Origin of the sequence: Pseudomonas abyssi, assembly GCF_003444685.1 — a bacterium.
GTDB classification, from domain to species: domain Bacteria; phylum Pseudomonadota; class Gammaproteobacteria; order Pseudomonadales; family Pseudomonadaceae; genus Halopseudomonas; species Halopseudomonas abyssi.
Genome location: NZ_LMAZ01000004.1, coordinates 1 through 17,465, shown reverse-complemented (window position 1 = coordinate 17,465; position 17,465 = coordinate 1). Strand labels below are relative to the sequence as shown.

The following is a 17,465-nucleotide window of genomic DNA, read 5'->3' as shown; positions in this document are numbered from 1 at the left end:
AGCACTATCAAATCACCGCAACTCTCGCGGCCCCGTCAGGAGGCATGGATGCTACATAGACTCGACACACTTCATCTCGAATACCCGACAGCACCCGCACCTGAGTGCAAGCCTTCGTCGTCGATCAGAGGAGTGTTAAACCTCGTGCGGTTTAACGTTCAGCACTCGTGCGCTAGGGCCGCTAATCCATTGAAATATAAGAGAATATGAGGGCGGCGCATCCGGCGCTACGCCGCGTACTAAAGTTAGCGCGATCTAATCACTGTTAAGCGGCAAGAGAGCCTATGTCAGAGAAGCAAGCTTTGAGAGCAGATTTTGAAAGTGCAATGGGAGAAGAGTTTGGTGATTTAGTGTCTCCTCCTGTTCCATTTTTTGAGGCCTCACCTCACGAATGCTGCGAGGCTATTTGGAAGGCCCTCGGAGACGATGTAACACCAACCATGTTAGAAAATCTGACCGATTCTGATTTTCAAAAAATTGCAGTGGCGTTCGGCAATTGGTTTGAGTGCGAAGCTCCTCCTGCAATGCAAATTGCTGAAGCTGTAGCAAGAACATTAAGTAGATGGCCAGCGGGGTCATTAGATGAAGGCGCTTAACAAGGCCAAGCAGCATCGCGCACTACGTGCGCTGGACCTCGCTGCGCTCGGCCGCTGTTGGCGGCGTTAGGCATGGCGAGGTAATCAGTCAAAGTGGAAACTAAAAAGCGTGAGTGGCATGGTGCTCATCACACTTGGAGTTATCACCCTCAAGCGTTTTGCTGGTCGGGCGAGATGATTGGCGGAATTAATTTACTGCCGATCGCAACAGATATGCGTGCTTGGATGCAGCAGCGAGGGCATTTGCCTCTTATGCCCGCTCAAGAATCACCGGAGAGAAGTGGCTTTACGAATCCCTATACGAAAAGTGGAGTTACTTTATCACTTCTTATGGGTAGAGTTATTAACTACTCTTATGATTATGCGCATGGAGCTGAGCCTAGCCATGATGAAGTAGACTCAGAAATCGAAAGGCTCCGTCTTTACAATGAAATACTTTTGTATTCTGCAAGGCTCTGTGAAGTTGCAATTAAGCAGCTTCTCTACTGCACACAGATACCTGAGTCAAGATACGGAAGAATGGCATTAGGTCAATTACTAGAATCACCATGCCCAACTTGTAAACGGGAAAATGGTAAAGAACCTCATCTTGTTTCATTAGTTGGAACTTTGGCACACCCATATCGTTTGTGCCTGGAGTTCGAGCATTGCGCCATGGATCATATGGATCTCGTGAACAAATTGAGAAACTCCCAAGCGGCTCACTCGGGCGTTCAGGAATTGAATATCAGAACTTCAGACGTTTCTAGATCGCAATTGCTGGAAGAGAGTAGCGACATACTTAACGGGTTTCTACATATGCTTTCTCACGTTGAGGATCTTGAGCAAAATATTTTGCGAGACTTGGAAGATAAAGCCAAGGCCATTAATCTCCTTAAGATTAATGGCCTTAAGCCCGAGGACTGTAACTTTAATTTGGTTCCGGGTGAGAAATTTGTATTTCATCCTGAGCAATAATATGCCTAACAATCGCAGGCACGGGGACAAAATTTCCGCTGTGCTACAATTTTGCCCGTGCTGCGGGCGTTATGTTTAAGGAAATTCTGTGGATGTCTTGACAAATCTTGCTGTGAGCATAACTTCTGGCGCTATCGCTGCTTTTTTGGGCGCATGGTGGGCAATAAGGAAGTTCTATGTCGAACGCAATTGGGAGCGTCGTGAGCGGGCATACGAAGAAATAATTCATGCACTTTATGATATTACCCGTTACTGCGCCGTTCAGAAGGAAAACTACGGCCAAGGTACCGGGCTATCAGCAGAGAAAGAACACGAACTCCAAGTAAAATATATGTCTGCTTACTCGTCCGTGAATAAATCAATCGATATCGGTAGTTTGTACATATCATCTAAAGCCAACGAGATACTTCAACTATTACGTGAAAGGCGTAACGTTGATTATGAAGGTGAGCCGGCGTTTGAGGTGTTCGAGCATGAACATAGCATTCATAAAGAGTCTCTTGAATCATTTTTAATTGTGGCACGTAAAGAACTTCATGTTAAATAAACATAACAAGCGACGGCACTCGGATGGCGCTTCGCGCAACCGTGTGCCGAGCGTTAACTACACAAGGTTTCAAGTATGGTGCAAGAGCAATATTGGAAAGAGCTCTATCAACTCAAGACCCACATTGGGTTTATAGAGCTTCAGCTTGAAAGAGCAGAGGGCATTGATCGTGCCCTCAAGATTGTTCTCGCTATTGCTTCCAGTTCAAGTATCGGGGCGTGGGTTATATGGAACCAGCTTTCATGGATATGGGCCGGCATTATTGCGTTTTCTCAAGTTATCTCGGCGATTAATCCTTACCTACCTTACAAGAGCCGAATTAAGGCATATTCCTCGTTGCTCCACGAGCTTGAGGAGTTAATGATTCAAGCTGAATTTAAATGGCACGCGATCGCAGAAGGGCAGCTGACAGCGGCAGAAATTAATAAAGCTCGGTTTGATATACGTGCAACCAAGCAAAGGTCTCTTAAAAAGTACATAAATACAACGATACCGACGGATGGTAAGCTACACGATAAAGCTGAAGCATCCGCTACCGCGTACCTCGAAAATTTCTACCCAGCATAGGGGGTTACATGCCTGATAAAAAAGATACACCTTCGTCCCAACACCACAATCCCAGACCGCTTACTGAAGAGAGGGGGCTGCAGCCTGCTAAGAATCCGCCAGCCATGCCCCAAGTCAAACCACCTAAGAATGAAACAGGCAGTTAACAATCGGCTGTTGTTGCCCCTTCGGGGCTGGGCGTTAGGCAGGCATTGAAATATGTTTGACGATTTTCTAAAAATCTGCGGGGCAATTTCTATTTTCGGTGCAACCATCGTACTGCTTTACAAAGCATATCGGCTTGTTTTTCCAATAAAATCATCAATTTCTTACACGCTGAATGTTGACGGATCCGCCCCCGACAGCCTATCCGTCATAGTTACAAACCGTAGTAGTTCTACAATTTACATCCGGGCCTGTAAAGTACGATGCACCTACCCATTTTGGGTCCTCGCCATCAAACACCTGCGCAGGCCGTTTTTATCCCCTCGCCTCTACTCAAATCTGCGTTATAACAGCTCTATTTATGAATTCGTAGATGATGAACCTGTGAAGCTAGAACCCGCACAACTCATTGAGCTAAAGCGAGAAATCTACGAGCATCCACTTAACGCGCTGTACGGCCCTATGCTTATTGCTTTTGTCGAACTTACTACCGGGCGCACAGTTCGCAGTAAAAAAATGCCATCACCACCAGTATGGCGGATGATTGGTAGGCGCAATCGAGCACCTGCCTAACAAGTAAATCCAGGTGCCACCTACAACAAGCCTCATGTAGTCTTTACAAGTTGCAAGCTGCGCTTTCTAAGTCATCTCGTTTTTAATCTACGACGCCCCTTCGACCAGCAGTAAGACCACGCCCCCATCCACGGCCCCCAAAGGTCCCCGTTTACGCGGGCGAGTAGCGCAGGACTGACGGGAAAAAGAGCCGTAGGATGTCTGAGGGGCGCAGCCCCGAGTTTTCGGGCGGCCGGCGAGGTCTCCCCGTCAGACCGAGCAACGCAGCGAACCCGAAGGGCCGCGTAGTCGGGGTGGCATCGGGTCTGCTCGCGGCCAATCGCGGCCGCGCCGTCGCCTGTTTTGGCGCAGTGCAAGGCGCGAGTCACGTGATTTGGTTATTCCAAATGAGTGACGAGTAACGCAGCAATGCGCCAAAACAGGCGGCGGCCCGGAGGGTTGCGTTTAAAAACGTGCCCTGCTGCGTTACGGACCTTGGAAAGGGCTAGCCATTCCCTGCGGCCCGCGCCTTGCACGGCACGTTTTTCAACAGCAACGCGGCTCGCGATTGGTCGTGAGCAGACCCGTTGGGGTGCAGGGGGAAATGGCCATGCATTTCCCCCTGCTCGCCGTAAGGGCGAAAAGGTGATTTGAAGAATCAGCGCAGCCGAGCAGAACAGATCAAATCCCAATAGCCGTCTTTCCCGCGTAGGCGGGAATCCATTGGTTTGGCGTGGTGGCGGGTCTGGATCCCCGCCTTCGCGGGGATGACGGTGAAGGGGCGGGGATGACGAGTGAGTCGGGGATGACGAGAGAGTCAAGGATGACGGCGAAGGACCGGGATCACGGTGCGGAGCCATAGCAGTGAGTGAGTGAAGCGACAGCTCGGTGACCAGTCTCATACGCCGCTTGGTGGACAACGCTTCGCTTGTGTCCACCCTACCGCCGGGCTACAGCCCGATTACCCACTCCGCCACGGCAACGTCGGCGCCGCCAACCGCTCCCCATCAAACCCCGCAACCTTGCCAAAGCGCACAGACTCCGCCTGCCACTCCCGCGTCGCTTCGATGATGTATTCCCGGCTGTAGCCGACAAAATTCCAGAACATAAGCACCTTCTCGGCCGGTTCTCCGCCGATGAGGATCAGGCGGCTGCCGGGGGTGAGGGTCAGGCGCAGCGCGGATACGCCGGGGTCGAGGGCGGCGAGTTCATTTTCGGCGAAGCGTTCGCCGTCCAGTTCCAGTTCGCCTTCCATCACCAGCAGGCCGTGTTCGAAGGCGGGGTTGAGGGTCAGTTCGCACTCGCCGCCGCTGGGGCTGTGGATATCCAGGCCGAGCAGTGGGCTGTAGACCTCGACCGGGGAGGTGTGGCCGGCGAAGTCGCCGACCAGCAGGGTGAAGTCGATACCGCTTTGCTGCCAGGTGGGCAGGTCGGGGTAATGGGTAAAGGCGGGGGCGGCATCGGCCATGTGCGGTGGCAGTGCGATCCACAGTTGGGCGGCGTGCAGGCGGTCGGTGGCGTCGGTGGAGTCTTCGGTGTGGCTGATGCCGCGGCCGGCGGTCATCAGGTTTACCTCGCCGGGGCGGATCAGTTGTTCGTTACCGAGGCTGTCGCGGTGCAGCACGTCGCCTTCGATCATCCAGGTGAAGGTCTGCAGGCAGGTGTGCGGGTGGGCGCCTACGTGCATGCCCTCACCTGATTCAAAGCGGGCGGGGCCGGCGTGATCGAGAAAGCACCAGGCGCCGATCTGACGGCGTTGGCGGGTGGGCAGGACACGATTGACCGGCAGGGTGCCGCCGATTTCGGCGGTGCGGGCCACTATTCGCTGTGGTGTAGGTGTCGACATGGGACGGTTCCTCCGCTGCTGGGTCGCCGGGCGACATAACTCGATACACACGGCGCGGAAACTCGGGCCATCCGGCACGGTCGGTGTTCCAACGCGAATAACGATCATGCGGCCATCCGTGGCCCGAGGCAATGCCATGCAGGAACAGAGTCTGCCACCCCGCCATGTATCCCGGCGCTATCTGCCGGCCCGCTATCTCCCGCTACTTGCCACCGTCAGTTGCCTATTGCTACTCGCTGACGACGTTATCCAGCAGTGGTTTACCAGCACCAATCACGCCGAGCTGGAACTGCGCTATGTGCTGGTGCTGTGGCTGTTCAGTCTCGGCCTGTGGCTGGCGGCCAACCGCTGGCTGACGGCGATCGTGCTCACGCTGCTGGCGGGCATGCAGTTGATTCAGCTCGGCAACATGGCCTATACCGGCATGCCGTTGCTGCCGTCTGACCTGAGCGGGCTGTTCGGTGAGTTTGCCGATGTGCAGCAAACCGCCGTCGCCCAGCTCGGCAATCACTGGCATGTACTGCCCAGTGTGCTGCTGCCCTACGGCGCGCTGTTTGTGCTGCATATGAGCCTGACGCCACGGATCTCTCCGCGTGCGCGCTGGGTGGGCTGGATTCTGGTGCTGATCGTGCTGGCGGCCAAACCCTACCGGGCAACCTACCGCGACATGACCCACTTTATGCCGGGGCCAACCCGTTCATCGCTGCACAACAGCCTGAACAGCTTTGCCTTCTACGCGGTAAACCTGGCTGGCCGTGAGCAGCAGGCGCTGCCGGTGAGTCCGTTTCAGCCGTATCAGGTGGACTTTACCGCGCCCACGGCCAAGCACGTCTGGATCGTGATGGCCGATTCCTTGCGGGGTGATCGTCTGGGCGTGATGGGTTACCAACGCGATACCACGCCATTCCTGTCCAGGCTGGAAGGCAGCGGCGAGCTGCTGGTGCGTCAGGGCATCGCGTCCGGGGTGTCGACGGCGGTGAGCCTGCCGGTGTTTCTCAACCTGATCCGCGAGCCAGGCCAGAACCACCTGCTGCGCGAGCAGCCGCACAACCTGTTCCGGCTGGGCCGCGAGCAGGGCTTCAATACCTTCTGGCTGTCCTCGCAGGAATCCAAGCTGCTGACCTTTGCCGGCAAGTCCTTCCTGGACGTATCGATCACCCGGGAAGACTTTCCGCTGCTGTTTGCCCAACGGCAGGACCACGCCCTGAGCGACCTGCTGCCACGCAAGCAGTGGGGCGAGCGCAACCTGGTTATGATCAACCTGCGCACGGCGCACAGCCCCTACGAGGCCCATTACGCAGACCACAACGAACCGATTGCGCGCTGGCCGACCGACAAGTCGCTCAGCCGTGACGAACGCGAGAGCAACGCCTACGACAACGCGCTGCGCTACTTCGACGATGTGGTCGCCGATATCGTTGCTCAGTTCGATCAGCTGGAGGGCGAGCGCTACCTGCTGATCACCGGTGACCACGGGCAATTGCTTGGTGAAAACGACGTCTGGGGCCATAACCGGCTGCTGCCGGCGGTGGTAGACGTGCCGATCATGGTGCTGGCACGGGACGCCCCGGCCAATGCCCTGGACGGGCTCAGCCAGCAGCGCTGGGTCAGTCACTACGAGGCGGGGCTTTGGCTGGCCGGGCGCCTCGGCGCCGAGGTACAGAACCCCAATGCCGACCCGAACGTGCACTTCGTCAAGGGCAAGCTGCTGCTGGGCGACAACAGCATCATGCAGGTGAAAGAGTCCGGTGGGGGTCTGCAGTTCAGCGAACCCATGCTGCTCAGCAAGTGGTTGCTGGGCCCGGCCCAACAAACCCTGCCCCCGCCCGACCCGGGCTAGGCCCGGCGGGGGGCGGTTAAACCCGCCGCCCTTCGACCGGGATCTTGTAGAACAGGCTGTAGATCACCGGCAGCACCACCAGGGTGAGGATGGTGGCAAAGCCCAGGCCGAACATGATCACCACGGCCATGCTCTGGAAGAAGGCGTCGGTGAGCAGCGGCGCCATGCCGAGGATGGTGGTTAGCGCGGCCATGGACACCGGGCGTACCCGGCTGATGGCCGAGTCCACCAGGGCGCTGTAGGCCTCTTTGCCGGAGTCGATCTGCAGGCGAATTTCGTCCACCAGCACGATGCCGTTCTTGACCAGCATGCCGCTGAGGCTGAGGAAGCCCAGCAGCGCCATAAAGCCGAACGGGATGCCGGTGAGCAAAAAGCCCAGAGTCACACCGATCACCGCCAGCGGTACGGTCAGCCAGATGATGGCGGCGCGGCGCACCGAGTCGAACAGCAGCACGGTGATCAGGAACATCGCCAGGTAGCCCAGCGGCAGGCTGCCGAACACGGCTTTCTGGGCGTCGCGTGAGCTTTCGTACTCGCCGCCCCACTCCAGCTTGTAGCCGCGCGGCAGCTCGATGGCCTCGATCTGCGGGCGCACGCGGGCAAACAACTCGGCGGCGGTCTGGCCGCTGAGGATGCTCGGGTCAGCCTGTACGGTCAGGGTGCGCTTGCGGTCTTCGCGCAGGATCAGCGGGTCTTCCCAGTCGGTGACGAAGCCGTTGACCACCTGGGTGATCGGAATATAGGCGCTGCGCACACTGCTCCATACCAGCAGGTCATTCAGCGTGCCGGCGTCCAGCCGCTCGGACTCCGGGGTACGCGCGACAATCGGCAACATGTGCGTGCCGTCACGGTACAGGCCCACGTTCACGCCGCTGAAGTTCATCTTCAGCAGGGTGTCCAGGTCTCGCTTGTCCACGCCCAGTTCACGCGCCTGCGCTTCGGCAAACTGCGGGCGCACCAGCTTGGTCCGTTCACGCCAGTTGTGCAGCACGGCATCGGCCACCGGGTCGGCCTTGAGGATGGCGATGGCCTGGTCGCCCAGGGCACGCAGCACCTCGGGGTCAGGGCCGGTGAAGCGCGCTTCGATCTTGCTGTCGCTGCCCGGGCCAAGCATCAGCTGCTTGAGTTTGACCTTGGCAGTCGGGTGCTGGGTCTTGAAGTATTCGTCCAGCTCGGTGATCAGCGGCACGATCTGGTCGCGCTGCTCGGTGCGCACCAGCAGCTGCGCGTAGTTGGCGTGAATACGCTCGGGGAAGTAGGTGAGGATAAAGCGCAGCGCGCCCTGACCGATGGTGGAGGTCACCTCGGTGACGCCCTCCTGCGCCAGCACGTACTGATCCATCTCGGCGACCACCTGCTCGGTGTAGCGGATGTCGCTGCCCTTGGGCAGCCAGACGTCGACAAAGAACATCGGCGTGTTGGACGGCGGGAAGAACGCCTGCCGCACCTGGCTGAAACCGGCGAGCGCGGCCACCAGCAGCACCGCCAGCATCACCAGCGTCAGCACCCGGTGGTGCAGCGCGTTGGCCAGCAGTTTGCGATACACCACAAAGACCACGCCGCGGTACGGGTCTTGCGCTTCGGTCTGCTCGTCCTTGGCCGGCTGGTCGCGGAAGAACAGGCTGGCGAAGAAGGGCGTCAGGGTAATCGCGGTGACCCAGCTGAGGGTCAGCGAGATCATCAGCACCTGGAACAGCGACAGACAGAACTCGCCGGTGGAATCATCCGACAGGCCAATCGGCGCAAAGGCGATGATGGCGATGGCGGTCGCGCCCAGCAGCGGCAGCTTGGTCTGGCCGACGATGTCGCCCGCCGACTGCAAGGTGGTCTGGCCGCGCTGGCGACCCACCAGAATGCCTTCGACAATGACGATGGCGTTATCCACCAGCATCCCCAACGCAATCACCAGCGCGCCGAGCGAAATACGCTGCAGCTCGATGCCGATGATCTGCATGAAGATAAAGGTGCCGAGCACCGTCAGCGCCAGCACCAGACCGATCAGCAGGCCGCTGCGCAGGCCCATGAAGATCAGCAGCACGACGATGACAATGGCGACCGAGGCGAGGAAATTCCAGACAAAGCCGCTGACCGAGTTTTCCACCTCGGCGGACTGGTTGTAGAACATGGTCACCTGCATGCCGGCCGGGCGGTCCTGCTCCAGCTCGGCGAGGCGCGCGGCCACCGCGTTGCCGACATCCACCACGTTGACGTGGGCGGCGTAGGACACGCCCAGCCCCAGCGCCGGATTACCCTGGCTACGGTAGAGGCTGGTGGGGGTTTCGGTAAAGCCGCGGGTGATGCGCGCCACATCCCCGAGATAGACCTGCTTGGAGCTGCCGGGCGGGCTGATGATCACCCGCTCCAGCTCGCTGACATCCTGAAACTCGCCGGTCGGGTGCAGGCGAATGGACTCGCTGCCCACCAGCATGCGGCCGGCGTCCGACACCACGTTCTGACGGCTCAGCAGGTCATAGATGGCTTGCGGCGCAATGCCCAGTGCGGTCATGCGCGCGCGGGAGATTTCCAGGTGCACCTCTTCCTGCGGTACGCCGGCCAGATTGACCTTGCCGACCCCTTCGACCAGCACCAGCTCGCGGCGCAGGTAGTCGGCATAGTCGCGCAGTTCGCGGTAGTCGTAGCCGTCGCCGCTGATCATGAAGAAGGTGCCGAACACATCACCAAAGTCATCCATGACCTGCGGCTCTTCAACGCCCGGCGGCAGGTTGGGGCGCAGGTCATTGATGCGGCGACGCATCTCGTCCCAGATCTGCGGCAGCTGTTCGGCGCGGTACTGGTCCTGCACTTCCACCATGATCTGCGACAGGCCGGCGCTGCTGGTGGAGGTGATGGTATCGACGTAGGGCAGTTGCTGGATGGCATTCTCCAGCGGGTAGGTCAGCTCCTCTTCCACCTGCTGCGGCGAGGCGCCGGGGTAGGGCGTGACCACCATCGCCATCTTCAGGGTAAAGGCCGGGTCTTCCAGCCGCCCAAGGTCGATAAAGGCGATGACGCCGCCAATGCCGAGCAGCAGCGCGACCAGCCAGCTGGTTACCCGACGCTGGATAAAGTACGCGGCAATATTCATTACAGCCCCCGCTCGCGGACCCAGCGACGGACCTGCTGGTCTTCACTCAGCTCGTTGCCGCCGGCGGCGACAATCTGCTCGCCCGCCTCCAGCCCGCTGAGCACCTCGATGCCATCATGGGTCAGCTGGCCTACGGTCACATCGCGGGCGCTGACGCGCAGCTCGCCGTTCTGCTCGGTAACCACCCAGACCTGACGCACCTCGCTGCTCTCGCTGTCCGGGCTGAACACCGCCTCAACCGGCACCACCATCGGCACGCGGGTGTTGCGGGTAATACGGGCAAAATCGATGATCACGGTGGCACTCATGCCCGGCAGCAGCACCATGCCGTCGGGGATCGGCATGCTCAGGGTCACGTCATAGGCCAGCGTGGACGGGTCCGGCTGGCTGGCGTATTCCTTGTAGACGGCTTCAATCAGCGTGTCCTGCAGGTTTTCCAGTCGCACTCGCGCGACCAGATCCTCGGGCTGCAGATCGCGGCGCAGGTTGCTGAACAGGTTTTCCGGCACCTGAAACACCACGTCAATGCTGTCGCCGCTGTAGAGCGTGGCGATGGGCTGATTGGGTTGCACCACCTGGAACTGCTCGACGTGGGTACGCGCCACCACGCCGTCAAAGGGCGCGTTGATGCGCGTGTAGGCCAGCTCCTGACGAGCCAGATTGAGCGCGGCTTCCGCCGAATTGAACTGCGCCTTGCGCTGGTCGTACTCGGCCTGCGAGACCATCTGCCGCTCGACCAGCTGCTCCATGCGGGTCAGCTGGCTGCGGGTCAGGTCATAGTTGGCCTGGCGATCGCTCAGCTTGAGGCGGTAGTCGGTGTCGTCCAGTACGGCGATCAGATCCCCGCGTTTGACCTCCTGGCCTTCATGCACCTTGAGCGACTGCAGCTCGCCGCCCAGGCGGAACGACAGCTGGGCCTCCTCCGGTGCCTTCAGGCGGGCCGGAAACTCGCGAGTGCGCTCGGCGCCCGGGTCCGCCACGGAGAAGAGTTTGACCGGTCGCGGCTTGTCCGGTGCCGGCTCAGCCGGCTCGGAGCAACCGGACAACAAGGTGGTGAAAACAATGGCCGAGAGACCTATGGCAATCCAGCGTGCAGCACGATCCATGGGTAACCTGCGAAGTAGTTGGCAATAAGGGGGCAAAAAAGAGTGCACGCATTATAAGGTCCAATGCGGCATAACGCCGGCCAATAACCTGCCGATTGCGCCATTTTCTCGTCTTTTATGGCCTGCGACCCCGCGCCGCAGAGCAGACGCTTGCAGTTGCCCGGCTTTCAATCTATTTTTTTATATATTGTATTGACCTTAACTGTACTGCTGCGAGGTGACCATGCTCTTTCGTCAACTGTTCGATGCTGCTTCCTCTACCTATACCTACCTGCTGGCGGACCCGGCCAGCGGCGAGGCCCTGCTGATCGATCCGGTGTTCGAGCAGAGCACCCGCGACCTGTCGCTGCTGCGCGAGCTGGGCCTGACCCTCAAATTGGTGGTCGACACCCACGCCCACGCCGACCACGTCACCGCCGCCTGGTTGCTGAAACAGAAAACCGGCTGCCAGATTGCCTCGGCGGCGGTGATCAACGCCGAGCACGTCGACCTGCCGCTGCAACCCGGCCAGCGCTTCGGCGTTAACGGCATCGAGCTGGAAGCCCGCGCCACGCCCGGCCACACCGACGGCTGCATGAGCTATGTGCTGAGTGATCAGTCGATGGTGTTCACTGGCGACGCCCTGCTGATTCGCGGCTGCGGGCGCAGCGACTTTCAGCAGGGCAACCCGCATACGCTCTACCATTCGGTGGTCGAGCAGCTGTTCAGCCTGCCCGACAGCTGTGCGGTGTACCCGGCCCACGACTACAACGGCCGCACCAGCAGCAGCATCGACGAAGAGCGGCGCTGCAACGCCCGGCTGGGTGGCGACGCCAACGAGGCCGACTTTGTCGGTTACATGCAGGCGCTGAAGCTGCCGCACCCCAAGCGCATCGCGGAGGCGGTGCCGGCCAACCTGCGCAGCGGCTGCCCGCAGGACGGCCAGCTGCCGCCCGAGCCGGACTGGTCAAGCGACCTGCGCATGACCTACGCCGGTATTCCGGAGGTAGGCCCGCAATGGCTGATGGAGCACCGCGATGCGGTCACCCTGCTGGATGTGCGCGAGCCGGGCGAGTGGCAGAACGAGCCGCTGCCGGCGCAACTGGATGCGGTAGTGCAGATACCCATCGGCAGCCTGGCCGACCGCGTTGCCGAGGTACCGCAGGGCAAACCGGTGGTAGCGCTGTGTCGGTCAGGCAAGCGTTCGTCGCTGGCCACCGGCATCCTGCGCGGAGCGGGCTTTGAGCAGGTGGCCAGCTTGCACGGTGGGGTGCTGCCACTGGCGCAGCACTAAACCTGCTGCTTTGCTGGTGCACGCGCCTGGGCGTTGCACCAGCCCTGTGCATTTGCCGTGGATTTTGCGGTTATCGATGCGCTGCCGCTGGCCGCATGACAGCAGGAACGCTAGAATTTCGCCGATTTCTTGAACAGATGGCCAGCTTTTTGCTGTATCAGGAACCATCGGCCGCCGTCCAAGGACGCGGCACGGTCGCCAACAAGATCATATCCAGGAGAAGTTACATGAGTCTGAAACGCACGCTTGCCCTCGCCGCAGCGCTGACCCTGCCATTGCAGGCCGTGGCTGCCGACGATCCGCTGAAAGTCGGCTTTGTCTACGTGGGCCCCATCGGGGACCACGGCTGGAGCTACCAGCATGACCAGGGCCGCAAGGAGCTGGAAGCCCACTTTGGCGACAAGGTCCAGACCACCTACGTTGAAAACGTCAACGAAGGCGCCGACGCCGAGCGTACCATCCGCCGTCTGGCCCAGGCCGGCAACGATGTCATTTTCACCACGTCCTTCGGCTTCATGAACGCCACCGAGCGCGTTGCTGCCGACTACCCGGACAAGACCTTCCTGCACGCCACCGGCTACAAGCAGGCCGAGAACCTGGGCACCTACCTGTCGGTGACCTATGAAGGCCGCTACGTCACCGGTACTGCTGCCGGTCTGGTCACCGAGAGCAACGTGCTGGGCTACATCGCCTCCTTCCCGATTCCGGAAGTGATCCGCGACATCAACGCCACCTACCTGGGCGCCAAAGCCGTTAACCCGGACATCGAGCTGAAAGTCGTGTGGGTCAACACCTGGTTTGACCCGGCCAAGGAAGCCGACGCCGCCAACACCCTGATGGACCAAGGCGCTGACGTCATCATCCAGCACACCGACAGCCCGGCTCCGCTGCTGGCTGCGCAAAAGCGCGGCGTCTGGGGCGTGGGTCAGGCGTCTGACATGAGCCACTTTGCGCCTGAAGCCCACCTGCTGTCAGTGGTGAACCACTGGGGCCCGTACTACATCGACACCGTACAGGCCGTGATGGATGGCAACTGGGAGTCGGCTGACTACTGGGGCGGCATCAGCGATGACGTTATCCAGATCAAGGAAATCAACGCCAAGCTGACCGACGAGCAACGCGCCAAGGTTGAAGGCGTCATCACTGCCATCAAGAGCGGCGAGTTTCATCCCTTCACTGGCCCGATCAATGACCAGAGCGGCACCGAACGCGTAGCCGAAGGCGCCAGCATGACCCGCGAAGAGCTGGCCACCATGGACTGGTACGTCGAAGGCATGACCGCGACCATTCCGAAGTAAGCCTGCCCCGCACCGCCCGCCAATGGCGGGTGCTGCAAGACAGCACCAAAGCCCGCGCCAGCACACGGCGCGGGCTTTTTTGTGGGCGGCCTAAGTAGGGCGGCCTAAGCCAAAGGCGTGGCCGCGCTCTGCACCCGGCAAAGCCGAGCTCCCGCTCGACCAGCACACCGCCGTGCAACCCCATGGCCGAGTCAAACCTCGGCCCTCCCAGGCCCAAAAACAACAAACCCGGCACAGTGGCCGGGTTTGTCTTACATCGCTGAGACGTTACTTCTTCGCTTCAGCAAAGTTTGCCTGAATGCGCTGCAGCAGGTAGTCGGCTGCAGAGATCGGCGGGTATTTGCCGGCCGGAGTCTCGATCATCACTTCCTTGTTGGCCTGGCAGAAGAACGCCATGCTGTAACGCGGGCCGCGATACTCGCCCGGCTTGGGCATGCGCACGCGGTGCAGGGTGGACTTGAGCTGATCGTCGCTCCAGCGCATCAGCATGTCACCGATGTTGCAGGTGATGATGTCGTCACGCGGAATCACGCTGCTCCACTCGCGGTTGTCGCCGGCGCCTTCGGCGTCTTTACCGGGGCTGACCTGCAGGCCGCCCTGACCTTCCTTCTGGAACACCATGGTCAGGCAGTCAAAGTCGGTGTGCGCACCGGCGCGCCAGAGGCTTTCGTCCAGGTCTTCTTCCGGCATCGGCAGGTAGTGCAGCAGGCGCAGGGTGCTCTGGTAGTCCGGCAGGCTGCGGTCGTGGGCTTTGGTGAAAAAGTCGCGGGCAAAACCCAGACGCTCGGCAAAGCAGGACAGCACGTCCATACCCAGACGCCAGGCGCGGTATTCAAAGTCCAGCATGATGCGCTGGAACTCCGGCACCACGGTCTGGTTGGGCCACAGGTCATCCATATGCGGCAGGGTGATCTGGTAGGACTCTTTCTGGTCAGCCGTGCGAGTCGAGGGGCGAACCTGCGACATGAACTCCCAACCGGCGTTCAGACCTTTCTTCAGCGGGAAGCGGGCTTTTTCGTCGTTGGACAGGGCAAAGAAGGCTTCAGACAGGGCAAAGGCGCTCTGCACCAGCTTGACGTCCAGACCGTGGTTGACCAGCTGAAAGAAGCCGACTTCGGTCGCGGCGCTCCACAGTTGATCAGTGATCTCGCTGCGACGGTTCTCAAAGTCGGTCAGGTCGATCAGCGGAATCTCGCGCACGGTTTCCTTGCCCATGCCGCCGAAGGTGGTTTCCAGTTGCAGTTCTTTCAGGCCGTATTCAGGGGTTGTTGCGGTTGTCATGTTGAATCTCCGAGTAGTCCCATTGGGGCAAATGGTGCGGAGAATGACGCGGGCGGGAAAACGGCAGAAGGCTGTGGCCTGTCAGTCCGCGTTCGCCGCGCGATGCGCATTGTCCGACGGAGGAATCGATGGCTAATTCCGCATGCCCTCTGGCGTTCAGGCGGAGCCGCAATCAAGGCGAGGTCTCGAAGGCATGTCTGGACCTGTCGAGAGACCGCAACACCGAGTGCGGTTCCGCCTGAGCGCCCCGTAGGGCGAGTGCTCAAGCATGCATCTGCCGCGTTGCGCCGCTTGCCAATAGAACCACTATTGACTGCACATCGCGCCTTGCATCTACCCGCTTGGGCGCTCGCAGAGGGCGTGTGGAATTAACCATCGCTTCCTTCTACTGAGCAATGACCTGGGGTGTTGCCCCCTGACAGCTTCTACTCACGTTGCCGAGGATAATCCTCAGGCACAAATACTCAAGCAGTTATTGCGCCAACTTGCCCAAATCCGACGAACGCGCCTGCTGACGCGGCATGCCGAGAATCCGCACGCCCTGACCCGCGCCCGGCACTGCACCGCGATCGCGCAAAAGCTGACCATTCGCACCGGATTTGGTCATTTCAGTCACCTTGCCCAAGGCGCACGCCTGATGAATCGGTGCCTGCACGGGCGCTGGCGGGTTGGTCAAAAAATTGCACTCTTTACTGCAGCACCGCATGCTGCGGTCATATCAACACAACGCAACAGAGTAGAAGCGGTCAGGGGCGTGAGGCATTGATCCGTGCTTCCCCAGCTCCGGGACATTGCTCTTTGGCAGCAACAGAGGAGCAGTACCTGCATGGCGTACCTGATCAAGAACGCACAAGCCGTCTTTTCCCCCACCGCCGCAGACGCGACCGATATCCGCATCAGCAACGGCAAGATCACCGAACTCGGGCGCGATCTTGCGCCGGCCGCCGACGAAACGCTGATCGATGCCCGTGGCTGCGTGGCCTGGCCCGGTCTGGTCAACACTCACCACCATCTGGCCCAGTCGATCATGAAGGGCGTGCCCGGCGGCCTGAACCAGAACCTCAACGACTGGCTGGGCTCGGTGCCCTACCGCTACTGGCCCAAGGTCACCCCGGAGCTGATGTATCACGCCGCGCGTCTGGGCCTGTATGAACTGCTGCGCTCGGGCGGCACCACCTGCGCCGATCACCACTACCTGTATCACGCCACCACCAGCCCCGAGCTGGAAGACGCGGTGTGGCGCGCCGCGGATGAACTCGGCATGCGCCTGGTACTGTGCCGTGGCAGCGCCACCTCGGTGGGCAGCCACCATGGCATGCTCGAACACGGCATTGCCCCGGAAACCATCGGCCAGATCATCGAACGCCTGGATGCCAGCCGCGTGCGTTACCACCAGGACGGCGGCGACGCCATGCGCAAACTGGTGGTCGCGCCGACCAGCCTGATTCACTCCAGCGACCCGGATGGCCTGCGCGAACAGGCCGCCTACGCCCGCGAGTTCAAGCTAGGCATGCACTCGCACCTGCTGGAAGTGGACTTTGATGAAGTCGCCTCGCTTAAAAAGTACGGCAAACGCGCCGTGGATTACGCCGGCGATTGCGGCTGGCTGGGCGACGACGTCTGGTTTGCTCACCTGGTGCACTGCGACGACTACATCATCGACCGCCTCGCCAGCACCGGCACCGGCATCGCCCACTGCCCCACCTCCAACTGCCGTCTGGGCAGCGGCATCGCCCCGGCGATCAAAATGGAGCAGGCCGGCATGTCGATCACCCTGGGTGTGGACGGCTCCGCCTCGGCCGAATCCGGCTCCATGCTGCAGGAGCTGAACCTCGCCTGGTTGATCCACCGCGCCGTACACGGCCCGGACGCCACCACGCTGGAAAAGGTACTCGGCTGGGGCAGCCGCAACGGCGCCGAGCTGCTTGGCCTGCACGATGTCGGCGAGATCAAAGTCGGCATGGCGGCCGACCTGGTGCTGTTCGACATCAACCAGCCACGCTTTGCCGGCGTGCACAGCCCGCTCACCGCGCCATTGATGTGCGGCGAACCGGCCAGCGTCAAATACAGCTTTATCCAGGGCCGCCCGGCCGTGGATAACGGCGACATCTGTGGGCTGGATGAAGCCGAGCTGACGGCGCGGGTACAGGAGTCGGTGGCGCAGTTGATTCGGAGCTGATTCTGGAAGGGCCGGGTTTCAAGTCGGCCAGCGCGTTGTCGTGCTTCATCAAGGTCAGTGTTCATGTCTTTCGGCGTCTAGGCTTTCGCGGGTCAAGGCATCGTGGCCGAGCTACCGGCACCTCAGCAATATTGCTGAAAACCTGCGTAATGCTTGAGCCCGCCTTTCGCCTTTTACGGCGAGCCAAGGGGGGG

The 17,465-nt window shown here is 60.1% G+C and carries 14 protein-coding genes; 9 read left to right on the top strand and 5 right to left on the bottom strand.

What is annotated here, in order from left to right; genetic code table 11:
- Window positions 1–284: 284 nt before the first annotated feature.
- The 5 genes from ASB58_RS19935 to ASB58_RS19920 all read left to right on the top strand — a co-directional run bounded on the left by ASB58_RS19935 (window position 285) and on the right by ASB58_RS19920 (window position 3,384).
- Window positions 285–596 carry a hypothetical protein gene (locus tag ASB58_RS19935; RefSeq protein WP_147336837.1) on the top strand — a complete coding sequence of 104 codons (312 nt, stop codon included), beginning with the start codon at window positions 285–287 and terminating at the stop codon, window positions 594–596.
- 93 nt (window positions 597–689) lie between these two features.
- The gene (locus ASB58_RS19930; protein ID WP_147336836.1) at window positions 690–1,553 is read left to right on the top strand and encodes a hypothetical protein; all 864 of its coding nucleotides are present in this window, start codon (window positions 690–692) and stop codon (window positions 1,551–1,553) included.
- 88 nt (window positions 1,554–1,641) lie between these two features.
- A complete protein-coding gene (locus ASB58_RS19925; protein WP_147336835.1) occupies window positions 1,642–2,100 on the top strand; it encodes a hypothetical protein in 459 nt (152 codons plus the stop codon).
- 75 nt (window positions 2,101–2,175) lie between these two features.
- A complete protein-coding gene (locus ASB58_RS13030; protein ID WP_118131162.1) occupies window positions 2,176–2,667 on the top strand; it encodes a hypothetical protein in 492 nt (163 codons plus the stop codon).
- A gap of 198 nt (window positions 2,668–2,865) precedes the next feature.
- A complete protein-coding gene (locus ASB58_RS19920) occupies window positions 2,866–3,384 on the top strand; it encodes a hypothetical protein (protein WP_147336834.1) in 519 nt (172 codons plus the stop codon).
- A gap of 940 nt (window positions 3,385–4,324) precedes the next feature.
- On the opposite strand, the gene ASB58_RS13020 is transcribed toward ASB58_RS19920, so the two are convergent.
- Window positions 4,325–5,209 carry a pirin family protein gene (locus tag ASB58_RS13020; RefSeq protein WP_118131160.1) on the bottom strand — a complete coding sequence of 295 codons (885 nt, stop codon included), beginning with the start codon at window positions 5,207–5,209 and terminating at the stop codon, window positions 4,325–4,327.
- Window positions 5,210–5,345: 136 nt separating this feature from the next.
- Here ASB58_RS13020 and ASB58_RS13015 point away from each other — a divergent pair, with 136 nt between their 5' ends.
- Window positions 5,346–7,049, top strand: a complete 1,704-nt coding sequence (locus ASB58_RS13015; protein ID WP_118131159.1) for a sulfatase-like hydrolase/transferase — start codon at window positions 5,346–5,348, stop codon at window positions 7,047–7,049.
- A gap of 16 nt (window positions 7,050–7,065) precedes the next feature.
- Here ASB58_RS13015 and ASB58_RS13010 read toward each other — a convergent pair whose 3' ends face one another.
- Together ASB58_RS13010 and ASB58_RS13005 are read right to left on the bottom strand one after the other, a co-directional pair.
- Window positions 7,066–10,134 carry an efflux RND transporter permease subunit gene (locus tag ASB58_RS13010; RefSeq protein ID WP_118131158.1) on the bottom strand — a complete coding sequence of 1,023 codons (3,069 nt, stop codon included), beginning with the start codon at window positions 10,132–10,134 and terminating at the stop codon, window positions 7,066–7,068.
- On the bottom strand, window positions 10,134–11,240 hold the full coding sequence (locus ASB58_RS13005; protein ID WP_096005870.1) for an efflux RND transporter periplasmic adaptor subunit: 1,107 nt from the start codon (window positions 11,238–11,240) through the stop codon (window positions 10,134–10,136). Before ASB58_RS13005 ends, ASB58_RS13010 begins: the two co-directional genes overlap by 1 nt.
- A 223-nt stretch (window positions 11,241–11,463) precedes the next feature.
- On the opposite strand from ASB58_RS13005, the gene ASB58_RS13000 reads away from it, so the two are divergent.
- Complete coding sequence (locus tag ASB58_RS13000) at window positions 11,464–12,513, top strand: MBL fold metallo-hydrolase (protein WP_118131157.1); 1,050 nt, start codon at window positions 11,464–11,466, stop codon at window positions 12,511–12,513.
- Between the two features lie 209 nt (window positions 12,514–12,722).
- Complete coding sequence (locus ASB58_RS12995) at window positions 12,723–13,811, top strand: BMP family ABC transporter substrate-binding protein (protein WP_407920683.1); 1,089 nt, start codon at window positions 12,723–12,725, stop codon at window positions 13,809–13,811.
- 267 nt (window positions 13,812–14,078) lie between these two features.
- Here ASB58_RS12995 and ASB58_RS12990 read toward each other — a convergent pair whose 3' ends face one another.
- Window positions 14,079–15,092 (bottom strand): isopenicillin N synthase family dioxygenase, encoded by a 1,014-nt coding sequence (locus ASB58_RS12990; RefSeq protein ID WP_096005873.1) that lies wholly within the window; start codon window positions 15,090–15,092, stop codon window positions 14,079–14,081.
- Between the two features lie 472 nt (window positions 15,093–15,564).
- A complete protein-coding gene (locus ASB58_RS20055) occupies window positions 15,565–15,717 on the bottom strand; it encodes a hypothetical protein (protein WP_181977933.1) in 153 nt (50 codons plus the stop codon).
- A 201-nt stretch (window positions 15,718–15,918) separates the two neighbouring features.
- Between ASB58_RS20055 and ASB58_RS12980 the strand changes: the two genes are divergently transcribed.
- The gene (locus tag ASB58_RS12980; RefSeq protein ID WP_118131154.1) at window positions 15,919–17,271 is read left to right on the top strand and encodes an amidohydrolase family protein; all 1,353 of its coding nucleotides are present in this window, start codon (window positions 15,919–15,921) and stop codon (window positions 17,269–17,271) included.
- The last annotated feature ends 194 nt before the right edge of the window (window positions 17,272–17,465 follow it).

Bases quoted from the DNA above. Each gene is read 5' to 3' on its own strand.
- ASB58_RS12980 (WP_118131154.1), top strand. From the start codon at position 15,919: ATGGCGTACCTGATCAAGAACGCACAAGCCGTCTTTTCCCCCACCGCC.
- ASB58_RS13000 (WP_118131157.1), top strand. From the start codon at position 11,464: ATGCTCTTTCGTCAACTGTTCGATGCTGCTTCCTCTACCTATACCTAC.
- ASB58_RS13020 (WP_118131160.1), bottom strand. From the start codon at position 5,209: ATGTCGACACCTACACCACAGCGAATAGTGGCCCGCACCGCCGAAATC.
- ASB58_RS13005 (WP_096005870.1), bottom strand. From the start codon at position 11,240: ATGGATCGTGCTGCACGCTGGATTGCCATAGGTCTCTCGGCCATTGTT.
- ASB58_RS13030 (WP_118131162.1), top strand. From the start codon at position 2,176: ATGGTGCAAGAGCAATATTGGAAAGAGCTCTATCAACTCAAGACCCAC.
- ASB58_RS19920 (WP_147336834.1), top strand. From the start codon at position 2,866: ATGTTTGACGATTTTCTAAAAATCTGCGGGGCAATTTCTATTTTCGGT.
- ASB58_RS19935 (WP_147336837.1), top strand. From the start codon at position 285: ATGTCAGAGAAGCAAGCTTTGAGAGCAGATTTTGAAAGTGCAATGGGA.
- ASB58_RS12990 (WP_096005873.1), bottom strand. From the start codon at position 15,092: ATGACAACCGCAACAACCCCTGAATACGGCCTGAAAGAACTGCAACTG.
- ASB58_RS13015 (WP_118131159.1), top strand. From the start codon at position 5,346: ATGCAGGAACAGAGTCTGCCACCCCGCCATGTATCCCGGCGCTATCTG.
- ASB58_RS13010 (WP_118131158.1), bottom strand. From the start codon at position 10,134: ATGAATATTGCCGCGTACTTTATCCAGCGTCGGGTAACCAGCTGGCTG.